The 24,139-nt window shown below is 50.7% G+C and carries 26 protein-coding genes and 1 pseudogene; 16 read left to right on the plus strand and 11 right to left on the minus strand.

The features are described 5' to 3' along the window. Window positions 1–12 precede the first annotated feature (12 nt). The 5 genes from B5F54_RS05240 to B5F54_RS05260 all read right to left on the minus strand — a co-directional run bounded on the left by B5F54_RS05240 (window position 13) and on the right by B5F54_RS05260 (window position 3,854). Window positions 13–519, minus strand: a complete 507-nt coding sequence (locus B5F54_RS05240) for a prepilin peptidase (RefSeq protein WP_242969640.1) — start codon at window positions 517–519, stop codon at window positions 13–15. Further along, window positions 494–2,194, minus strand: a complete 1,701-nt coding sequence (locus B5F54_RS05245) for a hypothetical protein (RefSeq protein WP_087231479.1) — start codon at window positions 2,192–2,194, stop codon at window positions 494–496. Before B5F54_RS05245 ends, B5F54_RS05240 begins: the two co-directional genes overlap by 26 nt. Before the next feature lie 80 nt (window positions 2,195–2,274). Next, window positions 2,275–2,850 (minus strand): DUF6550 family protein, encoded by a 576-nt coding sequence (locus B5F54_RS05250; RefSeq protein ID WP_087231481.1) that lies wholly within the window; start codon window positions 2,848–2,850, stop codon window positions 2,275–2,277. A 72-nt stretch (window positions 2,851–2,922) separates the two neighbouring features. Then, window positions 2,923–3,423: a hypothetical protein gene (locus B5F54_RS05255; RefSeq protein ID WP_087231484.1), complete on the minus strand. Its 501-nt coding sequence runs from the start codon at window positions 3,421–3,423 to the stop codon at window positions 2,923–2,925. Window positions 3,424–3,431: 8 nt separating this feature from the next. Then, entirely contained in the window at window positions 3,432–3,854 is a 423-nt protein-coding gene (locus B5F54_RS05260) for a DUF4320 family protein (RefSeq protein WP_227603392.1), read from the minus strand. Between the two features lie 606 nt (window positions 3,855–4,460). Between B5F54_RS05260 and B5F54_RS05265 the strand changes: the two genes are divergently transcribed. From B5F54_RS05265 to istB, 7 genes and pseudogenes are all read left to right on the plus strand, one after another. Next, window positions 4,461–5,255, plus strand: coding sequence for a helix-turn-helix domain-containing protein (locus B5F54_RS05265; protein ID WP_087231487.1), 795 nt, complete (start codon window positions 4,461–4,463; stop codon window positions 5,253–5,255). 363 nt (window positions 5,256–5,618) lie between these two features. After that, window positions 5,619–5,768, plus strand: coding sequence for a hypothetical protein (locus tag B5F54_RS17275; RefSeq protein ID WP_442856105.1), 150 nt, complete (start codon window positions 5,619–5,621; stop codon window positions 5,766–5,768). Further along, window positions 5,749–6,489: pseudogene (locus B5F54_RS05270) on the plus strand (DNA topoisomerase); the annotation flags it as partial. The gene B5F54_RS17275 and the pseudogene B5F54_RS05270, both read left to right, overlap by 20 nt. A gap of 211 nt (window positions 6,490–6,700) precedes the next feature. Beyond that, window positions 6,701–7,195, plus strand: coding sequence for a GNAT family N-acetyltransferase (locus B5F54_RS05275; protein ID WP_087231490.1), 495 nt, complete (start codon window positions 6,701–6,703; stop codon window positions 7,193–7,195). Window positions 7,196–7,361: 166 nt separating this feature from the next. Further along, on the plus strand, window positions 7,362–7,577 hold the full coding sequence (locus B5F54_RS05280; protein WP_172749583.1) for a hypothetical protein: 216 nt from the start codon (window positions 7,362–7,364) through the stop codon (window positions 7,575–7,577). Then, complete coding sequence (locus tag B5F54_RS05285; protein WP_140400329.1) at window positions 7,570–8,109, plus strand: Mu transposase domain-containing protein; 540 nt, start codon at window positions 7,570–7,572, stop codon at window positions 8,107–8,109. The genes B5F54_RS05280 and B5F54_RS05285 overlap by 8 nt, the downstream gene beginning before the upstream one ends. Next, entirely contained in the window at window positions 8,102–8,836 is a 735-nt protein-coding gene (istB, locus tag B5F54_RS05290) for an IS21-like element helper ATPase IstB (protein WP_087231493.1), read from the plus strand. The genes B5F54_RS05285 and istB overlap by 8 nt, the downstream gene beginning before the upstream one ends. 406 nt (window positions 8,837–9,242) lie before the next feature. Here the strand turns inward: istB and B5F54_RS05295 are convergent, their stop codons facing one another. Genes B5F54_RS05295 through B5F54_RS05305 form a run of 3 tightly spaced genes read right to left on the minus strand, consistent with a single transcriptional unit; the run spans window position 9,243 to window position 12,472 of the window. Beyond that, window positions 9,243–10,373, minus strand: coding sequence for a VanZ family protein (locus tag B5F54_RS05295; protein ID WP_087231496.1), 1,131 nt, complete (start codon window positions 10,371–10,373; stop codon window positions 9,243–9,245). 30 nt (window positions 10,374–10,403) lie between these two features. Next, entirely contained in the window at window positions 10,404–11,780 is a 1,377-nt protein-coding gene (locus B5F54_RS05300; RefSeq protein WP_087231498.1) for a sensor histidine kinase, read from the minus strand. Beyond that, complete coding sequence (locus B5F54_RS05305) at window positions 11,777–12,472, minus strand: response regulator transcription factor (RefSeq protein WP_087231501.1); 696 nt, start codon at window positions 12,470–12,472, stop codon at window positions 11,777–11,779. Before B5F54_RS05305 ends, B5F54_RS05300 begins: the two co-directional genes overlap by 4 nt. Before the next feature lie 159 nt (window positions 12,473–12,631). On the opposite strand from B5F54_RS05305, the gene B5F54_RS05310 reads away from it, so the two are divergent. The 8 genes from B5F54_RS05310 (at window position 12,632) to B5F54_RS05350 (ending at window position 18,184) form a co-directional block, all read left to right on the plus strand. Then, the gene (locus B5F54_RS05310; protein ID WP_087231504.1) at window positions 12,632–13,555 is read left to right on the plus strand and encodes an ABC transporter ATP-binding protein; all 924 of its coding nucleotides are present in this window, start codon (window positions 12,632–12,634) and stop codon (window positions 13,553–13,555) included. Further along, window positions 13,539–14,351, plus strand: coding sequence for an ABC transporter permease (locus tag B5F54_RS05315; protein WP_242962729.1), 813 nt, complete (start codon window positions 13,539–13,541; stop codon window positions 14,349–14,351). The genes B5F54_RS05310 and B5F54_RS05315 overlap by 17 nt, the downstream gene beginning before the upstream one ends. Window positions 14,352–14,365: 14 nt before the next feature. Next, complete coding sequence (locus B5F54_RS05320; protein WP_087231513.1) at window positions 14,366–15,169, plus strand: ABC transporter permease; 804 nt, start codon at window positions 14,366–14,368, stop codon at window positions 15,167–15,169. Window positions 15,170–15,185: 16 nt separating this feature from the next. Beyond that, on the plus strand, window positions 15,186–15,803 hold the full coding sequence (locus B5F54_RS05325) for a hypothetical protein (RefSeq protein WP_087252957.1): 618 nt from the start codon (window positions 15,186–15,188) through the stop codon (window positions 15,801–15,803). A gap of 12 nt (window positions 15,804–15,815) precedes the next feature. Further along, window positions 15,816–16,169, plus strand: a complete 354-nt coding sequence (locus B5F54_RS05330; RefSeq protein ID WP_087231518.1) for a YxeA family protein — start codon at window positions 15,816–15,818, stop codon at window positions 16,167–16,169. A 50-nt stretch (window positions 16,170–16,219) separates the two neighbouring features. Beyond that, window positions 16,220–16,930: a transglycosylase domain-containing protein gene (locus B5F54_RS05335; protein ID WP_087231521.1), complete on the plus strand. Its 711-nt coding sequence runs from the start codon at window positions 16,220–16,222 to the stop codon at window positions 16,928–16,930. A gap of 486 nt (window positions 16,931–17,416) precedes the next feature. Next, window positions 17,417–17,851, plus strand: a complete 435-nt coding sequence (locus B5F54_RS05340; RefSeq protein WP_087231524.1) for an RNA polymerase sigma factor — start codon at window positions 17,417–17,419, stop codon at window positions 17,849–17,851. 54 nt (window positions 17,852–17,905) lie between these two features. Continuing rightward, window positions 17,906–18,184: a DUF4368 domain-containing protein gene (locus tag B5F54_RS05350; protein WP_242969641.1), complete on the plus strand. Its 279-nt coding sequence runs from the start codon at window positions 17,906–17,908 to the stop codon at window positions 18,182–18,184. A 328-nt stretch (window positions 18,185–18,512) separates the two neighbouring features. Here B5F54_RS05350 and B5F54_RS05355 read toward each other — a convergent pair whose 3' ends face one another. Both B5F54_RS05355 and B5F54_RS05360 read right to left on the minus strand, forming a co-directional pair. Further along, window positions 18,513–19,241: a hypothetical protein gene (locus tag B5F54_RS05355; protein ID WP_087231527.1), complete on the minus strand. Its 729-nt coding sequence runs from the start codon at window positions 19,239–19,241 to the stop codon at window positions 18,513–18,515. Further along, the gene (locus B5F54_RS05360) at window positions 19,238–20,422 is read right to left on the minus strand and encodes an AAA family ATPase (protein ID WP_087231530.1); all 1,185 of its coding nucleotides are present in this window, start codon (window positions 20,420–20,422) and stop codon (window positions 19,238–19,240) included. Before B5F54_RS05360 ends, B5F54_RS05355 begins: the two co-directional genes overlap by 4 nt. Before the next feature lie 521 nt (window positions 20,423–20,943). On the opposite strand from B5F54_RS05360, the gene B5F54_RS05365 reads away from it, so the two are divergent. After that, window positions 20,944–22,476: an ABC-F family ATP-binding cassette domain-containing protein gene (locus B5F54_RS05365; protein WP_087231533.1), complete on the plus strand. Its 1,533-nt coding sequence runs from the start codon at window positions 20,944–20,946 to the stop codon at window positions 22,474–22,476. A gap of 79 nt (window positions 22,477–22,555) precedes the next feature. Here the strand turns inward: B5F54_RS05365 and B5F54_RS05370 are convergent, their stop codons facing one another. Further along, a complete protein-coding gene (locus B5F54_RS05370) occupies window positions 22,556–24,115 on the minus strand; it encodes a S1 RNA-binding domain-containing protein (RefSeq protein WP_087231537.1) in 1,560 nt (519 codons plus the stop codon). Between the last annotated feature and the right edge of the window lie 24 nt (window positions 24,116–24,139).

Genomic DNA, 24,139 nt, shown 5'->3' on the forward strand with positions numbered 1-24,139 from the left:
GCATCTCTCCTGTCATAAAAATAGTTCAGCCAGCGTCGCCACAGAGCAGCCGCAGGCCAGAAAAGGTAAAAACGGGATCGCAATGGGCTGTTTGTCCCGGAAGAGCCGCCGGAACAGCAGCACCACCGGCATGGCAAAGCCGGCGGCCACCAGGAATACCAGCGCCATGCCGGAGGGACCATAGACCAGGCCCAGCACCCCGCAGAATTTGATGTCCCCGCCGCCCATACCGCTGCCGCCGGTCGCCATAGCAGCGGCCAGCGGGATGCAGAAGCCCAGCAGCGCACCTACCAGCGCCTCAGCCACAACGGGCCAGATAAAAATGGGCGTCCGGCCATACTCCAGAGTGAAGTAGACCTGGATCAGCGGGGCCAGTGCGGCCAGGGGGATAAAAAAGACGAGCGCCCGGTCGGGCACCCGCCTGTATAGGATGTCATAGACGGCAAAGCCCGTCACCACCAGAAAAACAGTGAGCAGGTAGGCCATCCACACATTACTCTCGATTGGTGTACCAGTCATCATAGAGGCTCCCGTCAATGGAAACATAGTCATTCAGGTTGATACTCAGCATCCCGTCCGGCGTCCAGGTATCCCAGACCTGGGTGAAGACGGTGTAGTTCGTCGCATCCGGGAACCAGATGGGGGTAAAGTGCACTTCCCGGCTGTAAGTAGAGAACTCATTGGGCTGGAAAGTGAATTTGGCGCTCCGGCCGCAGGACACTCGCTGCAGCAGGCGGAGATAGGTTTCATACTGGAACTCCGGGAACACCGAAAAGGCCGTCTGCGGATGGGTGATGTGGCTGGTGGGCGCGTCGGTGGAGAGCGTGGCGGTCACATCCTGCTTGACGCCGTACCCGCTCTTCATGGACTTTCCGGAGGCCGTCGGCACAATATCGTCCGGCATCAGGGACATGACGCCGCTGATGGAGGCGGAATAGCCGGTGTACTCATATTCCCAATAGCCTTCATCCACCCAATGCCCGCCGTCTTCGCCGTGATCGCACCACACCCATACCGGCACCCAGTAGCAGCTCCAGACGCCCCAGTTGGCCGTGAGTTTCTGCGTTTCATTGGGCAGGGACGGCACAGTATAGGAGGGATTGGTGTCTGTGGCTACCGGGTCGGGCGGGATATGTTCGTTCAGGTCCACGATCTTTGCCACAAAGGTATCCTGGGCAGTATAGGCGCCGCTGACGGATACCGTGATGGTGACTGTCTGCGGTGTAGTGGGGGTATGCCACTTGACCCAGACTACCTGGCTATCGCCAGCGGGGATTACGATATCGTTGACGCGATAGGTGGTGCCGAGGATATGGAAGGTCACCGAAGCGGGATTATCCGGCGTCAGGTCGGTATCCGTCCGCAGGGTGACAGAGGTGATGACATCGGTATCCACCCGGTACTCCACATCAGGGGCCTCGATCTCACCCTCGGGCGGGGCTTCATCAAACCAGACGATGCCGACGCCAAGTGTATTGATGATGTCGGAATTGTTTTGCGTCCCGGTGGTGTTGCCGGTCCAGGCGGAAATGCCAAGATCGCTGAACTCCAGAAACATGGACAGCGGCAGGTTCTTATGGGTCAGCGAGGTCATGGTTCGGCGCAGGTTGCCGCCGGACATCTGATCGTAAAGGCCAGCCTCAGTGGCTGTCATGCAGTAATACTGGCCGTTGTGGGTAAAGTAGGCGATGGGCTCGATCAGCAGCTTATATTCGCCGGCGATCATCCGCTCGTAGTCCACGCCCGCAGCCTGGGCAACCATCATGCAGGCGTACTCCGAGCAGAAGTACCGCTTGATGGCGTCAATGTTGCTCTGGCCTTTGCTGCTGACGATGGTGGGCATTGACTGCGCGGGCTTGATGCAGGAATAGGCCACCCCGGACTGGAGGGAGAGGCCGGAGCCGCTCAGGTACTGCAGCTTGTTGACCTTGCCGAAATGGAGGATACTGCTTTTCTGTGTCCGGTTGGAAAAGTCCAGCGGTGAGGACACGGCAGCGCCGCTTTCCGCATCCACAACCGTGATGCGCACGCCATCGTTGCCGGGATTCCAGAAGTTTGAGGATGTGCCTTGCCCCATCCCGCCGCCGCCACCGTCAATGTTCCCGTTGCCTCCCGATGCAAATGCCGTGGAGGGAACGAGGCAGAACACCAGGGCGAGGCTGCATAAGAGGGCGAGAAGTCGTTTCAAATACATCACGCTCCGTTCTTTTTGAAAATAAGAAGGCCGCCACAATCCTGTGACGGCCTTTCAAGTCCATATTCAGTTGTAGGTGGTCAGCCGCCCATGTTGCCGACCTGCTTATTCAGATCACCGTCGCTGTCGCCGGTAGACTGCTGCACATCGCCGGGGACTACCCAGCCAAACACCGGATCATAAACAGCGCCGCTGCCATTGCTGGAGCCGGGGGCCGGCTCATTGCTGGAAGTGGATTCCTCTTCAGGAGGGGCAGTGACTTCCGGTACTGCCGGGTCGGGATTGACCTCATGCTCTTCGCCGGGATCTTCGATCTCCGTCTTGCCTTCCGGCACAGGGGGCGGTGTTTCATCCGGCTTCTCCGTATCGGTAAAGTCGATTTCAACCTCGCCCTCAGATTCTGAGGTCACCTTGGGATATTCCTCTTCGGCGTTGGAAGACTGGCCGGGTGCATAGGCGTCTGCGCCCCCGCTCCCGTCGCCAGACTGTGCGCCGCCATCCGACCAGTCGCTGCTGGTGCTGCTGGGAGGAGATTCATCCGGCTGGAATTCTTCCGTGCGGTCCCGGCTCACAAACCAGCAGACGCCCAGAATGGCAACGCAGAGGACGGCCAGGATTGAAACAATAAAGCCTTTGGATTGGAAAAACTTCTTCATGTGTGTCCACACTCCTTTTTGCTGTTATATAAAGCCTATACTGCGGAGCTGACTGGAATTTCAACAGCGCCGCTAAAATTTGGTGTTGTGGTAGCCGGTCAGCTCCACCCGCTGGGTGATGGTGGGGTAACTGTGCCCGAACATGCGCACATAGAACTCCACATCACAATAGAAGATATACTCCACCCGGTCGCCCACCACATTGAACTCCAGGCTGATGTCGGATACCTCATAGTCCTCTGTGGAAAGCGGGATCTTTTCTGCCAGGCCGCCGGCGACAGTGGCCTCCAGCATTTCCGTATAGTCATTGCTGGAATAGAGGGTGCGCAGGTACTCCTCGAAGTTGGTCTCCCGCTGGGAGCGGTAGGTGTCCGCATAGATGGTGGCGCTCAGGTTGTTCAGCTCCATTTTGGCGCCGTTGCGGATGTTGATGCAGGTGATCCGCACCGAGGCGTACAGAAGCAGGAAAGAGATGAGCATGACGACCCCGACTACAAAGAAGCAGGCAAAGAAAGTAATCTCGCCCCGCTCGTTGCGAAGCGGCCGGCGCAGCCATGAAAGAAAACGCTTCATAGGCCACCTCACTTCCAATAGTGCTCGCTGACGCCGGAGCCGCGGGCCACCACCGTGATGTTGACCAGATCCAGGTTCCAGAAGCCGCCCAGTTTGGCCTCGCCCTCAATGGTGATATAGAAGGGCGTCCCAAGCTGGATGGCCCGGGACATCCCGGACGGCGTAGGCGTCTTGTATGTGGCATCGATGGAGTATGTGATATTCTCCGCCCCCTCGATCTCCGAGCACAGAAAGTCAAAGAGCGAGTCGGTCTCGCTGTTGATGCCGCCGGACAGCTGGATCTGTTTGACCATCTGATCTGCCGCATGGTCTAACTCCTGTTTTGTGGAGATGATGCCGAACAGGTCAATGATAAAGGCCAGCAGGATGACGGCGATGAAGATGAACACCACCGTGGAGAAATAGTTGGCCTCGCCCCGTTCGCTCTTCAATGTCCTGCGGACTTTTTGCAGGAAAGTATGAATGTGAACCACCACCTTTACTTACAAATGAAAAACAGCCGTCCCGACCGGAACGGCTGCATTACAAAGTTTTGACTGTACCAAGTATAGCAGATTTGGATTTACGGCGAAAGGGCAGGACTGCGCCAATGTATGGGCAATCCTGTGCCAATTCTTTTTAGCGATGGCGATTATACAAATCCAAAATGAAATTCTAGATTTGTGTAATCGAAGTCTGATAGTCAAGGGCCGAAACCACTCGAAAATGCCACTATTGAGTAATAGGAGAACAGAAAGGAGTTCGGCATTGAGAAAGGCCGCTTCTCTTTCCGCCTAACTGCCCCATACAGTGAGGAACGGCGGGAAGCAGCGCGGCAGTGTGCCAGAGATAACAATGCCGCTGACAGGCTGAAATGATGTAGATTTGTTCATGAGCCCTTTGGTATAATAAACTTAATCCTAAAATGCTCAAAAACATATCCGTCAGAGGGTTAAAGTGATAAATTGATGCGAATTTTGGAATGCAACCGATAGTTGCTAAATAGTTGGTAGAATGAGAGTGCCGCTTTCGCTACAATATAGGTGGAGGTGAAGAATATGTCATTAGGCGAAAGGATTAAGGAGCAACGAAAAAGCTCTGGATTATCACAAGAAAAAGTGGCTGAGTTTGTCGGTGTAAGCCGACAAGCAGTAACAAAGTGGGAAACAGGTCAATCCGCCCCAAGCACAGAGAATCTTTTCAAGCTGGCAGAGATATTCGGCACGACAGTAGATATACTGTTAGCTTCCGATGAAGAAGAAAAGGACACACCGGCGGAACAGATTTACTATCTTTACAAAATGGAGCAAGAAAAGAAACGTGAAGAACGCCGTAAAAAAATAAAAAAGAATATATTTTTTACACTGGTTGTTGCCGTTGGGTATGTCATTGTCTATCTTGTTGGACGCATTTTCGGTACAACTGGGCAGCAAACAAGTGTAATAGGGTGGCTATTTGGAGATGATCCAGCACAGTTAAGCTATTTATATGGTTGGCTGCTACATCAAAATATATTTTGGATTGCTATGGCGGTATCCGTAATCCCTGCATTGTTTGGGAAAAAGTATTTTTCATTTACAACACTGGCAGGATTTGCGCTTGGACTACTTATTGGTGAATTAGGGGGCCAAAACCCCGCAGGAGCAGCATACGGTTACGGTCATTACGGTTGGGCTATTTGGGGCGGTATCTTTACATTCTCCATTGTAATGGGTATTATCTTTGAAAAAATCACCAAAAGCACGATTGACTGGAAATCCAAAAAGTTATGGGTTTGGTCAGCAGTTTTCGCTATTGGTATTTTATCTATTCTGATAATTATTAGAATGAGTATGCCTACGAGCTTTGGCTAATTCTATATCAAAATATTCTACTTTGAATGATGTGCAATAAATATTGGAGTACTGATGATATTTGTTGCGTATAGGATCACAAAGCCGTATTTGCATTCACAATTATTTTCAACAACTCTGATTATCTCGAAAAAGCCTGTAAATACGGGCAAATCACGGGATAGGGACACCGAATTTACTACCAAATTACTACTTTTGGGATGAGCCTCGACACGCTTACTACTTCCCGTGAAATGCCCCGTCCCAGACGGCACATCAGACTAAAATTGAATACGACACCGCAGAAGCGGCGTTCTCTGATCCCCCTGTGGGAGAAAAGGACGCCGCTTTTTTTGCGCCCAAATTCAGAAAGGAGGCGACGCCATGTATTTCACTTCCGGCAGCGACCGCGCCTTTGAAAGCCTCATGCAAGGCAAGCCCGGCTTCGACCACTACGACAGCGGCGACGCCGGAGCGCCGGAGGATTGCGGCGACTGCCGTTTCTACCGTCCCGACTGGAAGTACCAGTTTTGACAAGGTGGAGGCTTCCGTTACCGAGCGTTTCACCACACCCCCGAAGCCCTACACCGAAGATACGCTTCTGTCGGCTATGGAACGGGCCGGGGCCGAGGATATGCCGGAGGACGCCGAGCGCCAAGGTTTGGGAACCCCGGCCACCCGCGCTTCCATCTTAGAAAAGCTGGTACAGATGGGCTTTGTGGAGCGGAAAGGCAAGCAGCTTCTTCCCACCAAGGACGGCCACAACCTTGCCTGCGTCCTGCCGGATGTGCTGACCTCTCCCCAGCTCACCGCGGAATGGGAAACCAAACTGACGGCCATTGCCAAGGGTGAGGCTGACCCGGACGGCTTCATGGCTGGCATTGAGGAAATGACGCGGGGCCTGATTTCCGGCTATTCGCAGATCAGCGAGGACGCGCAGAAATTGTTTCAGAAAGAGCGCGTGTCTATCGGCAAGTGTCCCCGCTGCGGCGAAGCCGTCTACGAGGGCAAGAAAAACTACTACTGCGGAAACCGGGCCTGCCAGTTTGTCATGTGGAAGAATGACCGATTTTTTGAGGAACGGGGCAAGGCGTTCACGCCGAAAATCGCCGCTGCGCTTCTCAAAGACGGAAAGGCAAAGGTAAAGGGCCTGCGTTCCATGAAAACCGGGAAAACCTACGACGGGACGGTGCTTCTGGCTGATACCGGCGGGAAATACGTCAACTATCGTATTGAACGGAGGGACAAAAACTAAAAAACAGCAAGCATAGGAAGTGTAGCCACACTTCCGGCAAATCTCTGACCCGGCCACCCCTGCCGGGCCGGGGATTTTGCTTGTTGGGGCATATCCCCAAACCCCTGTTACCATTCATCAAGTGTTTACAAAATTCCGCTATGCTTATCTTGTTAAATGAGGTATAATCAGTCCAGCGACAAATTGGAAGTCAAGTTGGAGGAACAAATTTATGATACGCCCTTTAGCAGAGAAAGATTATAATATAGCGATTGATATAGTGAATACAAATTGGAAAAAGACATATTCAGATTATGTAAATCCACTTTTGCTAAATGAAGATGGTTGTAAAAAACGCGCAGAGGAATTAAAGCATGACTTTCAATCAAGACGGCTGTTAGAATATGTTTGGGAAGAACAAGGCCAGATATTAGCGCTATTATCAATAGGTGATACAGCAGATATGGATAAAAAGGGAGCTTTTGAGATTTGGCGTATTTATGTAAGGCCGGAAGCACAAGGACATAATATCGGCAGCCAGTGTATTTCTTTTTCTGAACAAGAAGCTAAAAAGCGAGGTTATCAAGAAATCGTTATATGGGCATTTCAGGAAAATACGGCCGCCATATCGTTTTATCAAAAGAACGGTTATGTAGTTGAAAAAAGCGAATATTTGGGTGAGCCGTATTTAACCATTGGAACACGTTTAACAAAAAACCTGGTATAACTTTTACATCATTAAGAAATGGGCGCAACAGAAAAAATCAACAAATCCCAGTACGCCAAAATCCGTTTAACTTAATAGCTGCCACACAAACAGCAACACTTCCCGCAGGAAATCAGAGATGGTTTCCTGCTTTTCTTATGCCATTTTTCAGAAAGGAGGGCTGCCGATGGCAAGTCTTAGGGACATGGTATCAGAGTATCAAGACGACCTGCGGAACGGCATTGCATGGCTGGCGTTCTGGCGTGAGGGCCGGAGCTGGCAGGCGGAGGCGTTTCACCTTGATCTGGACGACACCCTTTATCCAGAGGACAGAGCGCGGCTTGCAGAGATACAGGCCGCCGACCCACGGGCCGTTGTGGTAAACGACGCTTACCGTGAGTAAAACAGGCTTTGCAACGATTGAGACGAATAAATACGGGCTATCTCCCATGCTGGCCGGCGAAAAAGTACAGGCCAAAATCTTCTATGACCATGTAGCGTTTTACCACGACCACAGACCGGTTGGACGCTTTCCCAGAAGCTACAAAACCAATGATGAGGTCTACGACTGGACGCAGTATGTGTCCACCCTCTGCAAAAAGCCAGGAGCGATTGAGCATACCCGTTTCTTCCACCAAATGCCGCAACGGTGGCAGGATTATCTTGCTTCCACCAAGGGAAAAGAGCGGAAGAGCGCCCTGCAACTTCTCAGCGAAATCGTTGCTGACGGAAACTCTGAGTTCTGTGATGATGCTCTGGAAATGGCAGCCGCCAATGGCCGGGCCGATGTGGACAGCCTGCGGCAGTGTTATTACATGATTGCCAAGAAGGAGTACCGCCCAGATCCGCTTAAACTCTCCGGAGCCCCATTGCTGAACTACAATCCAAACCTCTCAGCCTATGATGGCCTGATGGGAGGTGAGGCTCATGGCTGAACAGATTGAACAGCTCATGCGGCAAGTGAAGCTGGGCGGCATGGCGAAAGGCTGGCGGAGCGTCCCCTACGAAAATACCGAGCAATATGTGACCGACCTCTTGACGCTGGAATTACAGGAACGAGAGGCCAACCGGATTAACCGCATGGTAAAGACGGCTGGTTTCCGGGTGATGAAGACACTGGATGATTTTGTGTGGAACTCCGCCATTGAACTTCCTGGCGGCTTGACACAGGAATACATGACCGACCTCCATTTCCTTGCCCCAAAAGAAAACCTGATTTTTATGGGGAGCGTTGGGACGGGAAAGACCCATCTGGCTACGGCTATTGCTTTGAAAGCCTGCCAGGAGGGGCGGCGTGTCCGCTTCTTTACTGCGGCGGAGTTGGCAAACATCCTGCTGGAGAAGAACACCAAGGGGACCTTGAACAACTACCTGGATACGCTGAAAAAGGTAGAGCTTGTTGTGATTGACGAGATTGGTTTCGTCCCTCTGCACAAGGATGCCGCTGAACTGCTGTTCCAAGTGATTTCCGATTGCTACGAGCGCAAGAGCCTGATTATTACCTCAAACCTGGAGTTCTCTCAGTGGAACACCGTCTTTGGCGACAACCGCCTGACTGCGGCACTTGTTGACCGGCTTATTCACCACAGCCATATTGTGATTTTCTCTGGGGAGAGCTACCGGCTTACCCAGTCCCTAAACCGCCAGAGAGCATACACTTAGGGTACTCAAAATTAGTGCAAAAGGGCTTTGGACACCGATGTGAGCGTTTGGCCCCCCCCAGGGGACTGATGTGAGCATTAGGCCCCCCAGGGTACCCACTCTTGCAAAAGGCCCTCATCTTTCCGGGTACTCAAAAGGTGAGCATTTGGTACTTGGGAAAAGCATTGCTCACGACATGAAATCTGGTGCTGAAGGTGCTCACTTTTTTGGGGCCCTTTTGCTCACATTTTCGTTTGACAAACACACCAATATAATTCATATTGCAGATAACGGGCAAAAAATACAGCGCAAAAGTAAGGATAGGGCGAATGGTTTTTAGCCATTCGCCCTATCCCTGATTTTTGGCATTATAAATGCTTTTTGAAGTTTTGTTAGACGCAAAAAAGTATGAATATCAAGCCAATGCTCAATTCGATGTGTGTTTCACCGTGCTTACCAATTTTGTCCGTGACCATCGCTCATAGAACAAGGGCTTGTGCAGGGCCATACGAATCCCGGCAAAGAATAGCCAGAACAAATACCCACCGATCAGTAACCCATGCAGTACGAGTGATGCTAAACTGTCCAGATGCAATACGTCCATCAGAATAAATAGTAGCCGGTTCAAGTAATATGGTGCTCCGACCAGACCTGCAATCAGCAGGCCATAGCGCAGAAAATATTGATACCAATGTGCCGCATCGCCATTCCTTTGCATGATTTTCATGCGGGTCAGCCGTTTGCCGGGCGTCTGACCGTGGAGCAAAATGGGCAGCAGCCCAAAGTAGGCAATAAATAGAACTGGCATCCATTGAATGGAGAGAGTGATTCCAAACGAGACCACAACTACGGCCAGAATACCTGATGCAAAGGTCAGGCAAGCCATATCGGCCAGAAATGAGAAAACACGCCGCGTAAAGGAGATGGACGCACCCCGCCGGAAACTAACGGTATCCAATTCTTGTCGGGTAGGCAGCAGATGGCTCACTGGCCCGGCCAAGGCAAATCCAATCATGCTGCCCGCAGTGTTGACGATCAGGTCGTCTACGTCAAACAGGCGGTAGCTGCCTGGATAGACAAAATACAGGCCGCTGAGTTGGGTCAGCTCGAAAAACAGAGAGAGCAAAAAAGATAGTCTCAAAGTTTTGCGCCAATTATAGCAGAAGTAGTAACGCAGATAGACACCGAAAGGCATTGTCATAAACAGATTGAACACGGTGGTCCAGAAGGCACTGCCGGTGAAAATGCTAAGCCAACTTGCAGGCTGTCCAGGCTGGATCTGCGCTTGTTTGGCTATATCGGCGATGAAAGAAAATGGGATGAGTTGAGCTTTATGCCCATGCAGCGTAGCCGCTTTCTCCGGCGTAGGCAGCGGTAGAATGACAAGGCAGTAGACGCAGAGAAGGTACAAAATAAAGCTGTACACGATCAGCACCCGTAAACTGAGGACTGATCCATATTTGTGATAACTCCATGCGATGTACGGCACTGTGAACAGGACAACAATCATCGGGTAAATGACCATCGCCTGCCGCAGTGCTTCAAGGTATTGGCTCATCTGTTTTCCTTTCCGGGTTTTGTTCTATGCTTATGAAATAAGCGGCTGGGTCGGCAACGAAATCCTAACTTCTAACCCATGCGGGGCGTTAGCGGAAAAGGAGACGATTCCGCGATGAGCTTTTACGATCTGCGCCACCAGCTTTAAGCCCAGACCATGCTCGGCCTTTTCATCGCTGCCCTGGGTGCTGGCAATGTCATCCCCGCGATTTAATGCCTTCAGACGTTCCGGTGTGATTCCCATTCCGTCATCTGAAACCGTGCAAATGCAGCGCCCATTTTCTTCTCCGACAGAAACGGCAATCCTGCATCCTTGTGGATTGTGGGTGATACTGTTACGGAGCAGATTATCCAGCATACGCCGCAGCAGGCCCTCGTCCCCCAAAAGGTGGATTGTGCGCCCTGGCTGCATCTCGGCAAATACGATCTCATACCGGCTGTCCAGGCCGCTGTTCAGCACTTCACTGACAGCTTGGCGGCTGGTCTCAACCCAATCCACATCTTTGAAATGAACGGGTTGAAGCGCATATTCCAGCTTGGTAGTCAGGTTCAAATCGTCAATCAGCCGTTTCATCTTTTCGCTTTCCCGGCGAATAATCCCTGCCTGTTTTCTTGCGTTCGGCGGAAGGTTGCGGTCATCTTCCAGCTCGCTGGCATACCCCAGGACCATCGAAAGCGGTGTGCGAATGTCGTGGGATACTCCGCGAATCCACTCCGCTCTGGTGTTGTCCTTTTTCTTCATATAGTCTGCGGCCCGGTTCAGTCCGGCGTTGATTTCGGCCAGTTCCCCTTGTTCCTCCAGATGTGACGCTTTTCCGTGACTTAAATTTTGAATACCTTGCAGAATGGGCGTCATAGCTCTTTCTACTTTGCGTGTGTTCCGAAGAATCAGGAAAATAATGAGCAGCAGATTGATAATAAAAACCGCTGCGATTCCACCGAGCATAACCCCCATATAGGGCCACTCCAGAGAAAAATAATACTTTACCAGCGTTCCAGGTTGATAGCCGACAACCATAAGGTTGCCGTCCGCACGCGTCCATATTTTTACCGGATAGTCCTCCAAATACCAGCGGCTGAACGAGGCCACTTCCGTACTCGTGTAGGAACGCGGCAGGTTCTCCGGCAAGTCTTGCTGCCAGACGACATCGCCATCTTCGTCCAGCAACATCGCCCAGGCAGATTGTTCTTGCAGCATGGAGAGGGCGGCATCATCTGCAACCCATTTTTCATCCTGCATCACAACGTGGTCCGAGAAGTCGCGGACGGAAAAAGAGGTATCCGCCCCGCTCATACTGCCTGTAAGGATGATTGCAACGAACAAGGCGAGGTTAACGGCCAAAAATAAAATTACGATTCCGACCGTGGAAACGATATACCGCCGGAAAAAACGCTGCACCGCGCTCATGGTGACACCTCCTTGAGATTGAGGCGATAACCAAGGCCCTTGACAGTGACAAGGGAAACCGGCTTTGATGGGTTCTCTTCAATCTTTTCCCGCAGGTGCCGGATATGGGTAGAAAGGGTGCTTTCATACCCTTGCCAAAACTCTCCACATATTGTCTCGCACAGGATACCCGTGGTCACGATCCGCCCTGCGTTTTGATACAGCTTTTCAAAAAGCTGCATCTCTTTGGCGGTCAATGCCTGTTTTTCACCGTTTTTCCAAACTTCTGCATTGTCCATATCCACGGTGGCTCCAGCGAGTTCCACCATTTCATTTTGCCTTGGGTAAGCGCGGCTGAGGATCGCGCCGACTCTGAGCAGCAATTCTTTGGGCAAAAACGGCTTGGCGAGATAGTCATCTGCACCAATTTCTAACCCTTCAATGCGATCCTCTGCTTCACCACGGGCGGTAAGCATCAGAACAGGGACCCGGCTTGTCCGGCGTATCTTTTTCAAAACCGAAAAGCCGTCCATATCCGGCATCATCACATCCAGCACAATCAGACTTGGCTGTTCTTCCTGCCATATCCGCAGTGCCTCAGCGCCCGATGCGGCAGTTCGTAGATTTGTATACCCTGCCCGCTGGAAAATGGAGAGCAGCATTTCCAATACATCGCGGTCATCATCGACCAGCAGTATTTTGTGATTTGTCATAAGCAAATTTCACCACCTATCTTTATTTTCATTATACCGCAAAGGATGCCGGATGCCTATTCTGTGTCTAAAATCTCAGAGATAATTCAAGGTTGGCTCAGCGTTATCTCAAGGTTGAGATGGTATGCTTAGACCATCACGAAAAGGAGGTATTCGCACATGAGCGATTATGTTATCGAAACCCGTGGCCTTACCAAAACATACGGAGAGCAGCACAGTGTGTCCAATCTGTCCATCCATGTGAGGAAAGGGCGTATCTACGGCCTGCTGGGCCGCAACGGAGCCGGGAAAACCACCACCATGCGGATGTTGCTGGGCCTTACTGCTCCATCCTCCGGCGATGTGAAGATTTTCGGCAAACCGCTTCGCGGCAACGAAAAGAACATCCTGCCCCGTATCGGCTCCTTGATTGAAGCACCGGGATTTTACCCGAACCTGACAGGGACAGAAAACCTTCAGATCTTTGCCGATCTGCGAGGTCTCAAAAGTCCCAAATATATCAAGAGCGCTCTGGAAGTCGTCAACCTGCCATACCGGGACAAAAAGCTGTTTTCCCAGTATTCGCTGGGCATGAAGCAGCGTCTTGCCATCGCACTGGCTGTCATGCACAACCCTGAATTGCTGATTTTGGACGAGCCGATCAACGGCCTCGACCCTATCGGCATCGCAGAAGTACGTGATTTCATTCGGGAACTGTGCGATGCCACAGGGAAAACCATTTTGATCTCCAGTCATATCCTGTCGGAGATTTCCCTGCTGGCCGATGACATCGGAATCATTGACCACGGCGTATTGCTGGAGGAAGAAAGCCTGGAGGAGCTGGAAGCAAAGAACGGGAAGTATCTCCGTTTTACGGTGTCCAATGCTGCACTGGCTGCTAACCTGCTTCAGAGCAAACTTGGCATTCAGAATATCGAAGTGGACAGTGCCAATGAGCTGACGGTCCGCGACCTTCAGTTGGACACCGGCGCGGCAGTCCGGCTGTTTGTGGACGCAGGACTGTCTGTGTCCGATGCCCATCTCTATGAGGACACTCTGGAAGATTACTTCAAACAGGTTACAGGGGGTGAGGGCATTGCTTAAACTTTTGCGCTGTGAGTTTGCCAAGCTAAAACGAAAGCCCCTGTTCTTTGCGGCTGCGGCCATTTCGGCTTTGATCCCCTTGGGATGTGCGCTGTTTCTGCCGGAGATGCAGGAGTTTTCAAGTGGCGCGGAAGCGGTGGATCGCCTGATGTCCACTCTGTTCCAGTTGAGCGCCTATCTGCTTCTGATGCCCGCTGTGGTGGTTTTGGCATCGAATCTGCTCTTTGAAGAACAGGACAACGATACCCTAAAGAACCTGATGACTGTTCCCGTGAGCAAACCTGCGCTGGCCTTGGCGAAGATGACGTTGCTGTTTCTGTTTTCCGTCGCGTTTATGGCTGTCGGCGGCCTGGTCAATTTGGCTATCGTGCTGGCATCCGGGCTGGAGCCGGTCGGCTTTTGGAAGCTGTTTTTTGTAGGCATCGGACAGGGAATTATGATGTGGGCCGGGGCGTTGCCCTGCGTCCTCCTGGTGGTGCTTTTGAACCGTAGTTACATTATCTCCGTAATCATCACGTTCTTCTATACGGCGGTCAACTATATTTTTGGCACCAACGACTATTTCATCATGCAGCCCTTTGGGTTCAATGCGGGTACGCTGTTACCTGGACCGCTGACCTTCCGCTGGTTCTTTCAGTATCTGGACACATCCAGCTCCAGCGCACAGATGACGGAATTGATGGAACGGATCAGTCCTTACTTTGTGACAACGCCTCAGGCGTTCCTGGTCGTTATCCTGGAGTCGGCGGTGTTCCTGACATTGATCGCGCTGGTCTATAAGCGTCAGAGCTGTTAAGGAGGTGTAAAGTCATGTGGAGTATTCTAAAAGGAGAATGGCGCAAGCTGCGGCGCTGCCAGATCCTGCTGGTTGGTATTGTGGCTCTGGCGCTCTGCCCTGTCGTGCAGTATGGCACCCAGCTGATTATCAACCCGGAGATGCGGGATCAGAACTTTGATTTTGTCAAACTGTTTGCCAATGTGATTTGGGGAAACACGCAGATTTTTCTGCCAATCTCGCTTGTCATGATCGGCGGCTGGCTGATCGACCGTGAGAATACAAATGACACCATGAAGAATCTATTGACGGTGCCGGTATCATACCCAAAGCTGCTGGGCGGGAAACTGATCGTCACGATTTTCCTGTCAATCCTGTTTGGGATTTATAGTGTAGCCGTAACGGTTCTGACCGGCACGCTCGCCGGTTTGGATGGGCTTTCTGCCGCTGTTCTGCTGCGGCAGGGCGTGCAGTTAGTCGCAGCCGCTTTCAATACCAGCCTGGTCTGTATGCCGATGATCCTGATTTTCGGCCAGATGCGTGGGGCCTACCTGGGCGGGTCGCTTCTGACGTTCTTCCTGGGGTATTGCATTTTGTTCTTCAAGAGCGGCTTCCTGCTCTCTGCCTACCCGTTTTCGGCGGCGCTGATTCTCGCCGGTTTTGATATGCAGGCGTATAACGGCGCTACACAGGCCCCAAGCACTTTGCTGGCGCTGGCAGGCATAGCGGCAGTGTTGGTTTTGACGATGGCAATATTGCTGCTTTCCCGCCCCAGCAAAAAGGCGAGCAATACGAAAAAGAAAAAAGCCAAAAAAGGTCGCGGCAGGCGTCGCGCCTAACGAAAGGAGAGAGTTCATGCGAAAATCAAACTATAAAGGTAAAATCTGCGTTTTTCTTTGTGCGCTTCTTTGTGTCGTCAGCCTGTCTGGATGCTCAACGGTCATGCAGTCGTTGGCAGACGGTACGGATGCTGTGTTAAGTGGATTGACGGATGGCACGGATATTGTACTGAACGGATTGGCGGATGGCACTAATCAGGCCCTTGATGCTTTATCCGAAGCTGATGACGGTCAGGCAAAAAACAGCATCTTGGAAGCCTTTGGCAAATTTGTTGATGATGCGGGGACTGCTGCGCTGACGCCCCAAAGTAAACTGCAAGGCCACAAAAAGAACGGTGCAGATGATTACACGGGGTCCTATGAAGCAACGTATTCCGATTTTGCAGGTACAGAGATTTTGTTTGGTGGTACTACCCTGGAGCGCGAAGCGGGAAGTACACTCCACATCACCTGTTCTCTTTCTCTCGAAAGTGGCAAGGCAGCGGTTTTTCTTCGCTCAGGTGCAGATGATCCGACCATTCTTCTCTCGGAGAGCGGTGAGTACGATGGCACAGTTGAAGTGGATGGCACAAGCACTTATATCGGAGTGTGGGGCGACCAGGCGGACGGAACCGTATCCATTGAGATTGAATAAGGAGTACTCATTATGAACGCAAAGAAAAAAACAATCATCATTGCTTCCATAGCTATTTTGTTGGTAGCGTTTATCATCGTTGCTTTTCTGGCTACACAGAGAAGCTCGGACTACTACACGCAAATTGATAATGACTGTGTAACCGAGATTGCACCGCATGGAGCGATGAATTATCGCTACACATTAAGTACCTACGACGAGACCGGGGCAGAAAGAGAACTGAGCTTTGAAACGAGCCGAATTCTCACTGACGATGCATATCTATGTCTGAAGGTGGCTCCATTCCGAGGCGTTGTCACCTGGGCGGAAGTGCAATTTGATGAAATGCCTGCCGCCGTGCAGGAACAATACGGTGGCAATTCGTAAGCCGGAGCCTATGACATAGACGCTATTTCAAACGGAAAGGCAGGTGCAGTATGAAAAGAATAAGAAAGTTCCTATTTCGCTTCTTCGCTCTAGCGATGCTGGCCATGCTCGTTGCTGGCAGTGTTTTGGGCGGATTTGGTTATAAAATGTACCGTGATGCACTTGCCGAGCAACCTCTTGATCAGAAAGTCGCAGAGATTCAAGCCGATCCCAATTATACTACCCTTGCTGAAATCCCGGAGATTTATTTGGACGCCGTTGTGGCGGTAGAAGATCACCGTTTTGAACAGCATTTTGGGATCGACCTGATTGCCATAGGCCGAGCCGCTTGGAATAATCTGACCTCTTGGAGTCTGCGTGAGGGTGGCAGCACCATAACACAGCAGCTTGCCAAAAACCTGTATTTCACGCAGGAAAAAAGTTTTATCCGTAAGATTGCTGAGATGTTTATGGCCTTCCGACTGGAAAACGCCTATACGAAAGACGAGATTTTAGAGTTGTATGTCAATTCCATCTATTTCGGAGACGGCTACTACTGTATTTACGATGCAAGTCAAGGATATTTTGGGAAAGCCCCCATAGATATGACGGATTATGAATGTACACTTTTGGCAGGTATTCCCAATGCGCCCTCGATTTATTCATTGACCGCAAACCCGGAACTGGCAGAGCAACGTCAAGAGTATGTTGTCCAGAAAATGATCCAATATGGCTACATAAGCGAGAGTGAGGCACAAACTATCTTACAAGAACAGTCATAGCTGAAATCTATCTGCCGGGCGACGGCAAAAGAAAAAAAGCCGTCGTTCAGCAGACACTATCCATGCCCTTTTATCGCGGCGGCTTTGAATATCAAGGCCGCCGCTTTTTGTCCCCCAAAAGGAACGACGACCACACGCTAAAGATTATGGCGGCTTTAGGAGGGAGCCGCCGTGAGGCAAGGAGAATTTCGACAAAATAAGACAATACCCGCACCATCAAAAAAAGCCCGGTCACCACCGGGGCACATTCTGCTTATGAGTATGAACTGTATGATTACATAAAAGCGTTTAATAGTTCATTTGCGCCTGTCTGCGTTTTGCAGACAGGCGCTTTTTGCTGTTTATGCGGGCCTTCGCTATACAGCGGAGCCTTTCATAAAAATTTCTTCCCGCTCGCGGTTGCCAAAATCGCAAGCCTTGCATTACTGAGGCGAAAGGGAGGAGATCACCACCCCGCACCCGTGCGGCGCGAAGGGAGGTGAGAAAATGAAAGACTCCTATGAGCAGCGTATTCAAAATCAGTTTGGCGCTTTCTGCGTCAAGGTTTTGAAGAATGAGGCCCGGTACATCCAGCGCGAACTTGCCAGTCTCCAATCCCAGGAGAAATCCCTGGGCGAGCTGACAGCTTCTGAACTGGAGCAGACCGCCGTGTGGGACAAGCACTTTATGAGCGAGCATGTCTTTGAAGTGCTGGGACTCCCGGTAGTCGTGACCGGCGATCTTCTGGCTGACGCCTTGGCGCAGCTGCCGGAGGGCAAGCGAGATGTCATCCTGCTTGCCTACTTCCTGGAAATGACGGACCGTGAAATCAGCGAGAAGCTGAACATCGTCCATCAGACCGTATCCAAGCGGCGGCTCGTTACGCTGAAAGAATTGCGCGAGTACCTGATGAAGGAGGGATTTGAATGGCCGGACAAGTGAAGTCGATTCCGGTGCCGGTGATCCTGGCAGCCGTAAGCGGCGACGAGAACGCCCTTGCCGCCGTGGTCGCTCACTATGTTCATCTCCCTGGTCCGCAAATACACCCGCGCCCGCAAGCTGACTCCCCGGATGCTGAACGAGCTCATCGAGAAGATCGAAGTGTTCAACGCCGAGAAGATAGACGGTGTGTGGGAACAGCGGCTCCGTATTCACTATAACTGCGTAGGGGTCGTTGAGATCCCGGAGCTGATCCCGCTACCCGCGCCGGAGGTGTCCGTAAACACAAGAAAGGGCGTAGTCGTCAACTACGCCCCATCCACTATCGCCGGATGAAAGCAACAAAAGCAACAAAAAAAGACGAGTGTTCTTACAGCTTTTCAAATGCTATAAGAACACTCGCCATGCCTGCGATGGCGTGAAAGTGATCTCCGACCACTATGTTCCTTCGTGCTACATGAACCGCAATCGCTATATGGTTGCCCAGTCGCAACGTGTGATTGCGGTGTATGATGGACGGGACAAAGGGGGGACGCTGTTCACGCTGCGCGATGCCCATGTTCAGGGGCGAGAGATCAGGCTCATAGAAATTTGATTTCAAGGGCAAAACATAAAGGCCGCATGGGGTTTTGCATCCCATGCGGCCTTTATGCGGCTGAAGAATTTATACAAGTGCCAAAAGAGATTCCTCGAAATCATGTGCGCTCTGGCAAAGTTCGGTTACTTTGGACCAGTTCTCACAGACAGTAGGTACAAACTGCTCAAATATGCGGGTGCGCTTTTTCTGGCCTGGAATCCGAATGTTGTGATAATATTTCCCGTGTGCAATGATATGTTCCCACGGCTCTTCAATCGTCTCAATTCCATCGGTTTGATCATATGCTGCAACAATCCAGGCCTCAGTACTGTCACATGGGATAACAATACAGGTATCATCTGTTTCTTTGAGCCATGTGGTAAGGAGGCCTTTGAGGTGGGACACATATCCTGCTACAGAAGCAGTATGCCCCGGGCACGGGAGAACGATGGGACAGACAGCTCGCCCTTCGGGGGTAATATCGCACTCTAAAGGATTCCATTCTCCCTTATGAACACATTGTGTCGTCTCGCACCAGCAATGAGAAGATTTTTCTTTCCGTGATACATCACCATCCATTTGGATAACTAAAAAATCCAGAGCCGGCTGGATGCCCTTCATCAATTCCTTACGGATAGATGCATTGTCATAACACCATTTCCAGACGCCTTTCCATCCGTTCCCGTATTTTCCGGTCAGGTCATTTTCTGGCTGGAGCATGACATATGTGTTTTTTGCCCCAGTGATCTGGTCAATAACACCTTTCAAAATAATATAATCGGTGGGACCTTCGCAAACAATTCCTATGTGTTTCATATCAGAGTAGGCACACCTCCCAACCGGCCATTGATCCAAAGCCGGGACAGCGGCTGGCCTTCATTGATCAGTTCCTGAGAAACTTTGATACGCTGGATCTGGGCGTAGCCGTTGGAATCACGATCCACTGCAAACAAGCGAATATTGTCATTGTTCAAATCCAATCCATCCAAGACAAGCGGATTATGGGTAGTCAGAAAAACATGCTTGCCCTGTTGCAAAATTTGATTGCAGAAGACCTCCATCATTTTTTTTGCCAGGCGCGGATTTAATGCGTGATCAAAGCTGTCTACTGCAAAAATGGATGGACCTTGCGGGTGCATTGCCAGTGCAAGCATGAATAGTACATAAAGAGCGCCTTCGCTTGCATCGTAGCCGGTAAACTGAGCGGTGTCTTTCATGTAGCGGTCTGTGAACTCGATAATATCACGAGTAGTTGGAACATTGGCGTTGATATTGCTTTTCTTCGGGGCAGCCACTGTAATGTCAGCGGCCCAGTCAATCATATCGAGAATGTCGTCCATATAGAGATTTCCGAAAAACACTTCATCATCCTCGGAGTGGATCAATGCCTTAATAGCTTCTGCGAGGCGGCCGCCGTTCAACCCAATCGGGGTCGTTTGGGTCGTGTCAGGTGCAGTACCGCGCAATGTAATTGTGTTAGGCTGAAAAATACCATATGCCGAAAAATCCTCTGCAATTTTTCGGCTGGCATTCAAGTTGATCGCATCATCAATGAGAAAGAAACCAATATAATTGTTACTCTGCTGGGAAGAGGCGTTGCTGCGTCCCCATAACCTTTCGCCATTCTGGAAAAATGCTTCAGAATGATATTTCCAGTACTCTGTATCCGTAGGGGTAGTTAAGTGAACATCATACTGGTACACATCCGAGCTGCTACCATCATCCCATTCCAAAGAAAGATCAACGGTAGACTTTAGCCGGTTGATGCTCTTGAAATTTGACTTATAGAGGGCAGGAACACTGAGACGAACTCCCTTGCGCTGGAGACTGGCAGCATCAACCCGATCAGTCATGGCCGCGCTTAACAAACCGATTCCTTCCAGAATGGTGGATTTACCAGAGCCGTTGGCTCCGATAAATACATTGACCTTTCCCGGCTCAAAAGATGCCTTATAAAGACATTTGAAGTTTCCAAAACTTATTTTCTTCAGATTCATGTGATCGCCCCTTTCTAAATATCAGTATAGCACATTTTCAAAATTAAATACAGCATATTTTAAAAAAAGGCAATATCTAATTTGTAAAATGCGTTGTTATTAGGAGCAGGGCAATAACGGCGTATCATGATTGACAAACCATGTTTTCCATAGTATTATTAAAAATAGGGGTTATACCTCTCAAAAGGAGATAGAGCCATGAATATGAATTTTCATTTAACCGATCAGCGTAAAAAGAGAATCGACTCTGTACAATCCATACCGATGAAACATTGTGCAGAGTATAGCGTATAAACGACGCATTTAGATTTCATCGGGAAGCCATCAAAGGGGATTTTATACCCATTTTTAGAAAGTGGCTTCCCATGCAGTTATAATGTGTATGAGGCTATGGACAATGTTTTGTCCATAGCCTTTTGTTTTTGAGCTACTATGCCAGAGGCAGAAGGCAGATACACTTATGTATCTTTGCTTTCTGCCGTTTTCTTTTGTCCAGAATATACAGGAAAGGATTGATAAACATGAGCTTATTAGAAATTGACGGACTGACACACTCTTTTGGAGAGAATGTGCTATACAAAAATGCAGGCTTTACACTCAACAAGGGGGAACATATTGGTATTGTCGGACAGAACGGAACCGGCAAAAGCACTTTAATCAAAATCTGTACGGAGCAGATCATTCCAGACAGCGGGCGTATCGTCTGGCAACCAAATACTACGGTTGGTTATTTAGACCAATATGCGGAAATTGACCATTCCCTAACGATGAAGGAATTCCTTAAATCTGCTTTCTCAAAGCTATTTGATATGGAAGCACAGGCAATGGAGCTCTATGAAAAAGCTGCTGACGGCGATATGAAAAGCCTTGAACTGGCCGCCCATTATCAGGAGCAGCTTGAAGCCCACGATTTTTACTCGATAGATACAGCCATTGAGCGTGTCGCCAATGGGTTAGGACTTCTGGCTATTGGCCTTGACCGTTCGATTGCAGAAATGAGTGGCGGACAACGAGCCAAAGTAATTTTAGCGAAGTTGCTGCTGGAAAAACCGGATGTTTTGTTGCTGGATGAGCCGACCAATTTCCTTGATAAAGACCATGTGACATGGCTGGCAGAATATTTATCTGCTTTGGAAAATGCTTTTTTAGTAGTTTCCCATGATTATGGCTTTCTGGACAAGATAGCGAACCGCATTTGTGATATTGATAACGATACTATCACGAAATACTATGGCACATATTCCGAATTTTTGCGAAAGAAAACTTTGCTGCGGGAAGATTATGTAAGACAATATGCGGCCCAGCAAAAGGAAATTAAAAAGACGGAGGAATTTATACGGAAGAACATAGCGGGAAGAAAAGCAAAGATGGCGAGAGGACGACAAAAGCAGCTTGACCGGATGGAAAAGATGGAGGCCTTAGACCAAAAGGAAATTATTCCGTACTTCCATTTTCCCGTACTTCCATTAACCAATACAGAACACTTGTTGGTGAAACATCTGGCAGTTGGCTACCATTACCCCGTTTTATCAAACGTTGAATTTAGCATTAAGGGAGGACAAAAAGTTGTTATTACTGGATTTAATGGGATTGGAAAATCGACACTGTTAAAAACCCTGATTGGGGAAATTCCATCTATGCAGGGCCATTTCAAATTTTCCGATCAGGTTACTATCGGATATTTTGAACAGGATTTAGAGTGGCAAGAACCTGAATTGACGCCCATTCAAATTGTTGCCAATGCTTATCCCAATATGGTGACAAAAGATGTCCGCAAACATTTGGCGCGATGTGGGATTTCCAGTAAACACGCTATGCAGGCCATAGGAACATTAAGCGGTGGAGAGCAGGCAAAGGTAAAAATGTGTCTGCTTACTCTGACTCCCTGCAATTTCTTAATTATGGATGAACCTACAAACCATTTAGATGTACAGGCAAAAGAGGCTTTGAAAACAGCCCTTTCAACTTTTGAGGGAACGGTACTGCTCGTATCGCATGAAGAAGCCTTTTACCGAAATTGGACACAACGAGTTATTAACATTGAGAAAAAATAGAGTTTTGTAACAGTGCATAGTAATAAAAATAGCCACTTGGAAAGTGCGCATTCGGCACTTCCCAAGCGGCTTTTGTGCATTACAAATTCTGCCGGATGATCCGCGTGATGATGCCCACGGCCACGCCCCGCTCCATATCCAGGCGGGTGACGGCAAAGGACACATCATCCTTCTTGCCGGGCATCCTGTAGTCATAGCAGGAGTGGGCTACCGCATTGACGCCATTGGCGAGCCGGACATAGACCACACCTTTATGAACATCGGTGACCTTTCCGGCGTATTTGCCCTGGATGCGGCACTTCTGCAGGTTGTCCCGGTCAGTGTTTTCCGAAGTGCTCTTGATGTCGGCCCGGATGCCCAGGTCCTCCAGGCTGTTGCGCCGTACACTGAGGATACGGATCAGCACTTCATCGCCCACAGCAAACCGCTCATGGGCGTCGCCGATCCAGTCCCAGGCAAGGTCGCGGGCCAGAATGGAGCATTCCACGCCGAACACCTCCACACGGACGACCTTTTCCGCCACAGCGATGACCCTGGCCTGGACAATGCGGCCCTCGTAGACGCGGTACATCCCATCCGGGTCCAAATCGAAATAGAAGGTCTGGCGCTTGCGCATCATGGCCTCCCGGCGGCTGGCTACCACGCTGCGGGTCTTGGAGTCAATGCCCCGCACCACAAAGTCAATGTCGGCGCCCAGCATATTCCCCAGGATCTTGTTCTGGCGCAGCATCAGGTCAGTGTATTCCTGGCCGGAGGGGCTGCGGCCCAGGTTGATCATCATTTCCTTCAGGGGGATGATGATTCTGAATCCCTTGTAGTCCACCACAGCCACCGTTTTGCGGTTGTCCAGCTGCTCAATGCCGCCCAGCTTGCCGGTGAGGATGCGGCGGGTGCGGTAGGCGTTGTGGATCTCATGCCAGATGATGTCCTCACGGTCTTCCTGTGTCTCCACATCTTCCCGGCTGCGGATGGTAAGGATCGAAGGCTCTCTGCGGCGGGGAGCGGCGGTGCGCCTGGGAGTAGAAGCGGGAGTAGGGGCTGCCTCTGCCGGCGGTTCGGCCAGAGCGGCAGGAGTTTCTGCCGCAGCCGCTTCGCTATCATCAGACGGCGCATCTTCCTCAACGGGAGCCATCGGCTCAGGAGGCTCTGCTTCTGCGGGAACTCCTTCCGCCGGCTCCATACTTTCGGCCGGCGCGGTCTTTTTCCTGCGGGTGGCCCGCTTGGGCTTGGGCGGTTCCGGTTCCTCAGCCGCTTCAGAAACAGGCTCACCGGGGACATCGGCCGCACTATCATCAGCGGGAACAGCAGAGGTATCTTCGCCATCATCACTGTCAGGGCCCTCTGCCAGAACAGCGGTGTCGTCCTCGCCGGGGAGGGCGTCTGCCGCCGCAGTATCGGCAGCTGCCGTACTAAACACCTCGCTTTCGGTAAGTTCCGGGAGGGTACCGCCATCCGCCATGGGGGCAGCATCTTCATCAGTCTGGTCCATAGAGGCCAGCAGCTCATTCAAATCGCCGCCATCAGAAGGCGCCGCCATATCAGCCTGCGCTTCATCAGGGGGCGGAGTGTTCTCCACGGGAACCGTGGTCTCAGGAGCGGAATTTTCCTGCTCCAGCAATTCCTTTTTCTTGGTTGCCATAAGTAAAAACCTCCTATGATGTGA

It is taken from the genome of Anaeromassilibacillus sp. An250, from assembly GCF_002159845.1.
In the GTDB taxonomy this organism is placed as follows: domain Bacteria; phylum Bacillota; class Clostridia; order Oscillospirales; family Acutalibacteraceae; genus Anaeromassilibacillus; species Anaeromassilibacillus stercoravium.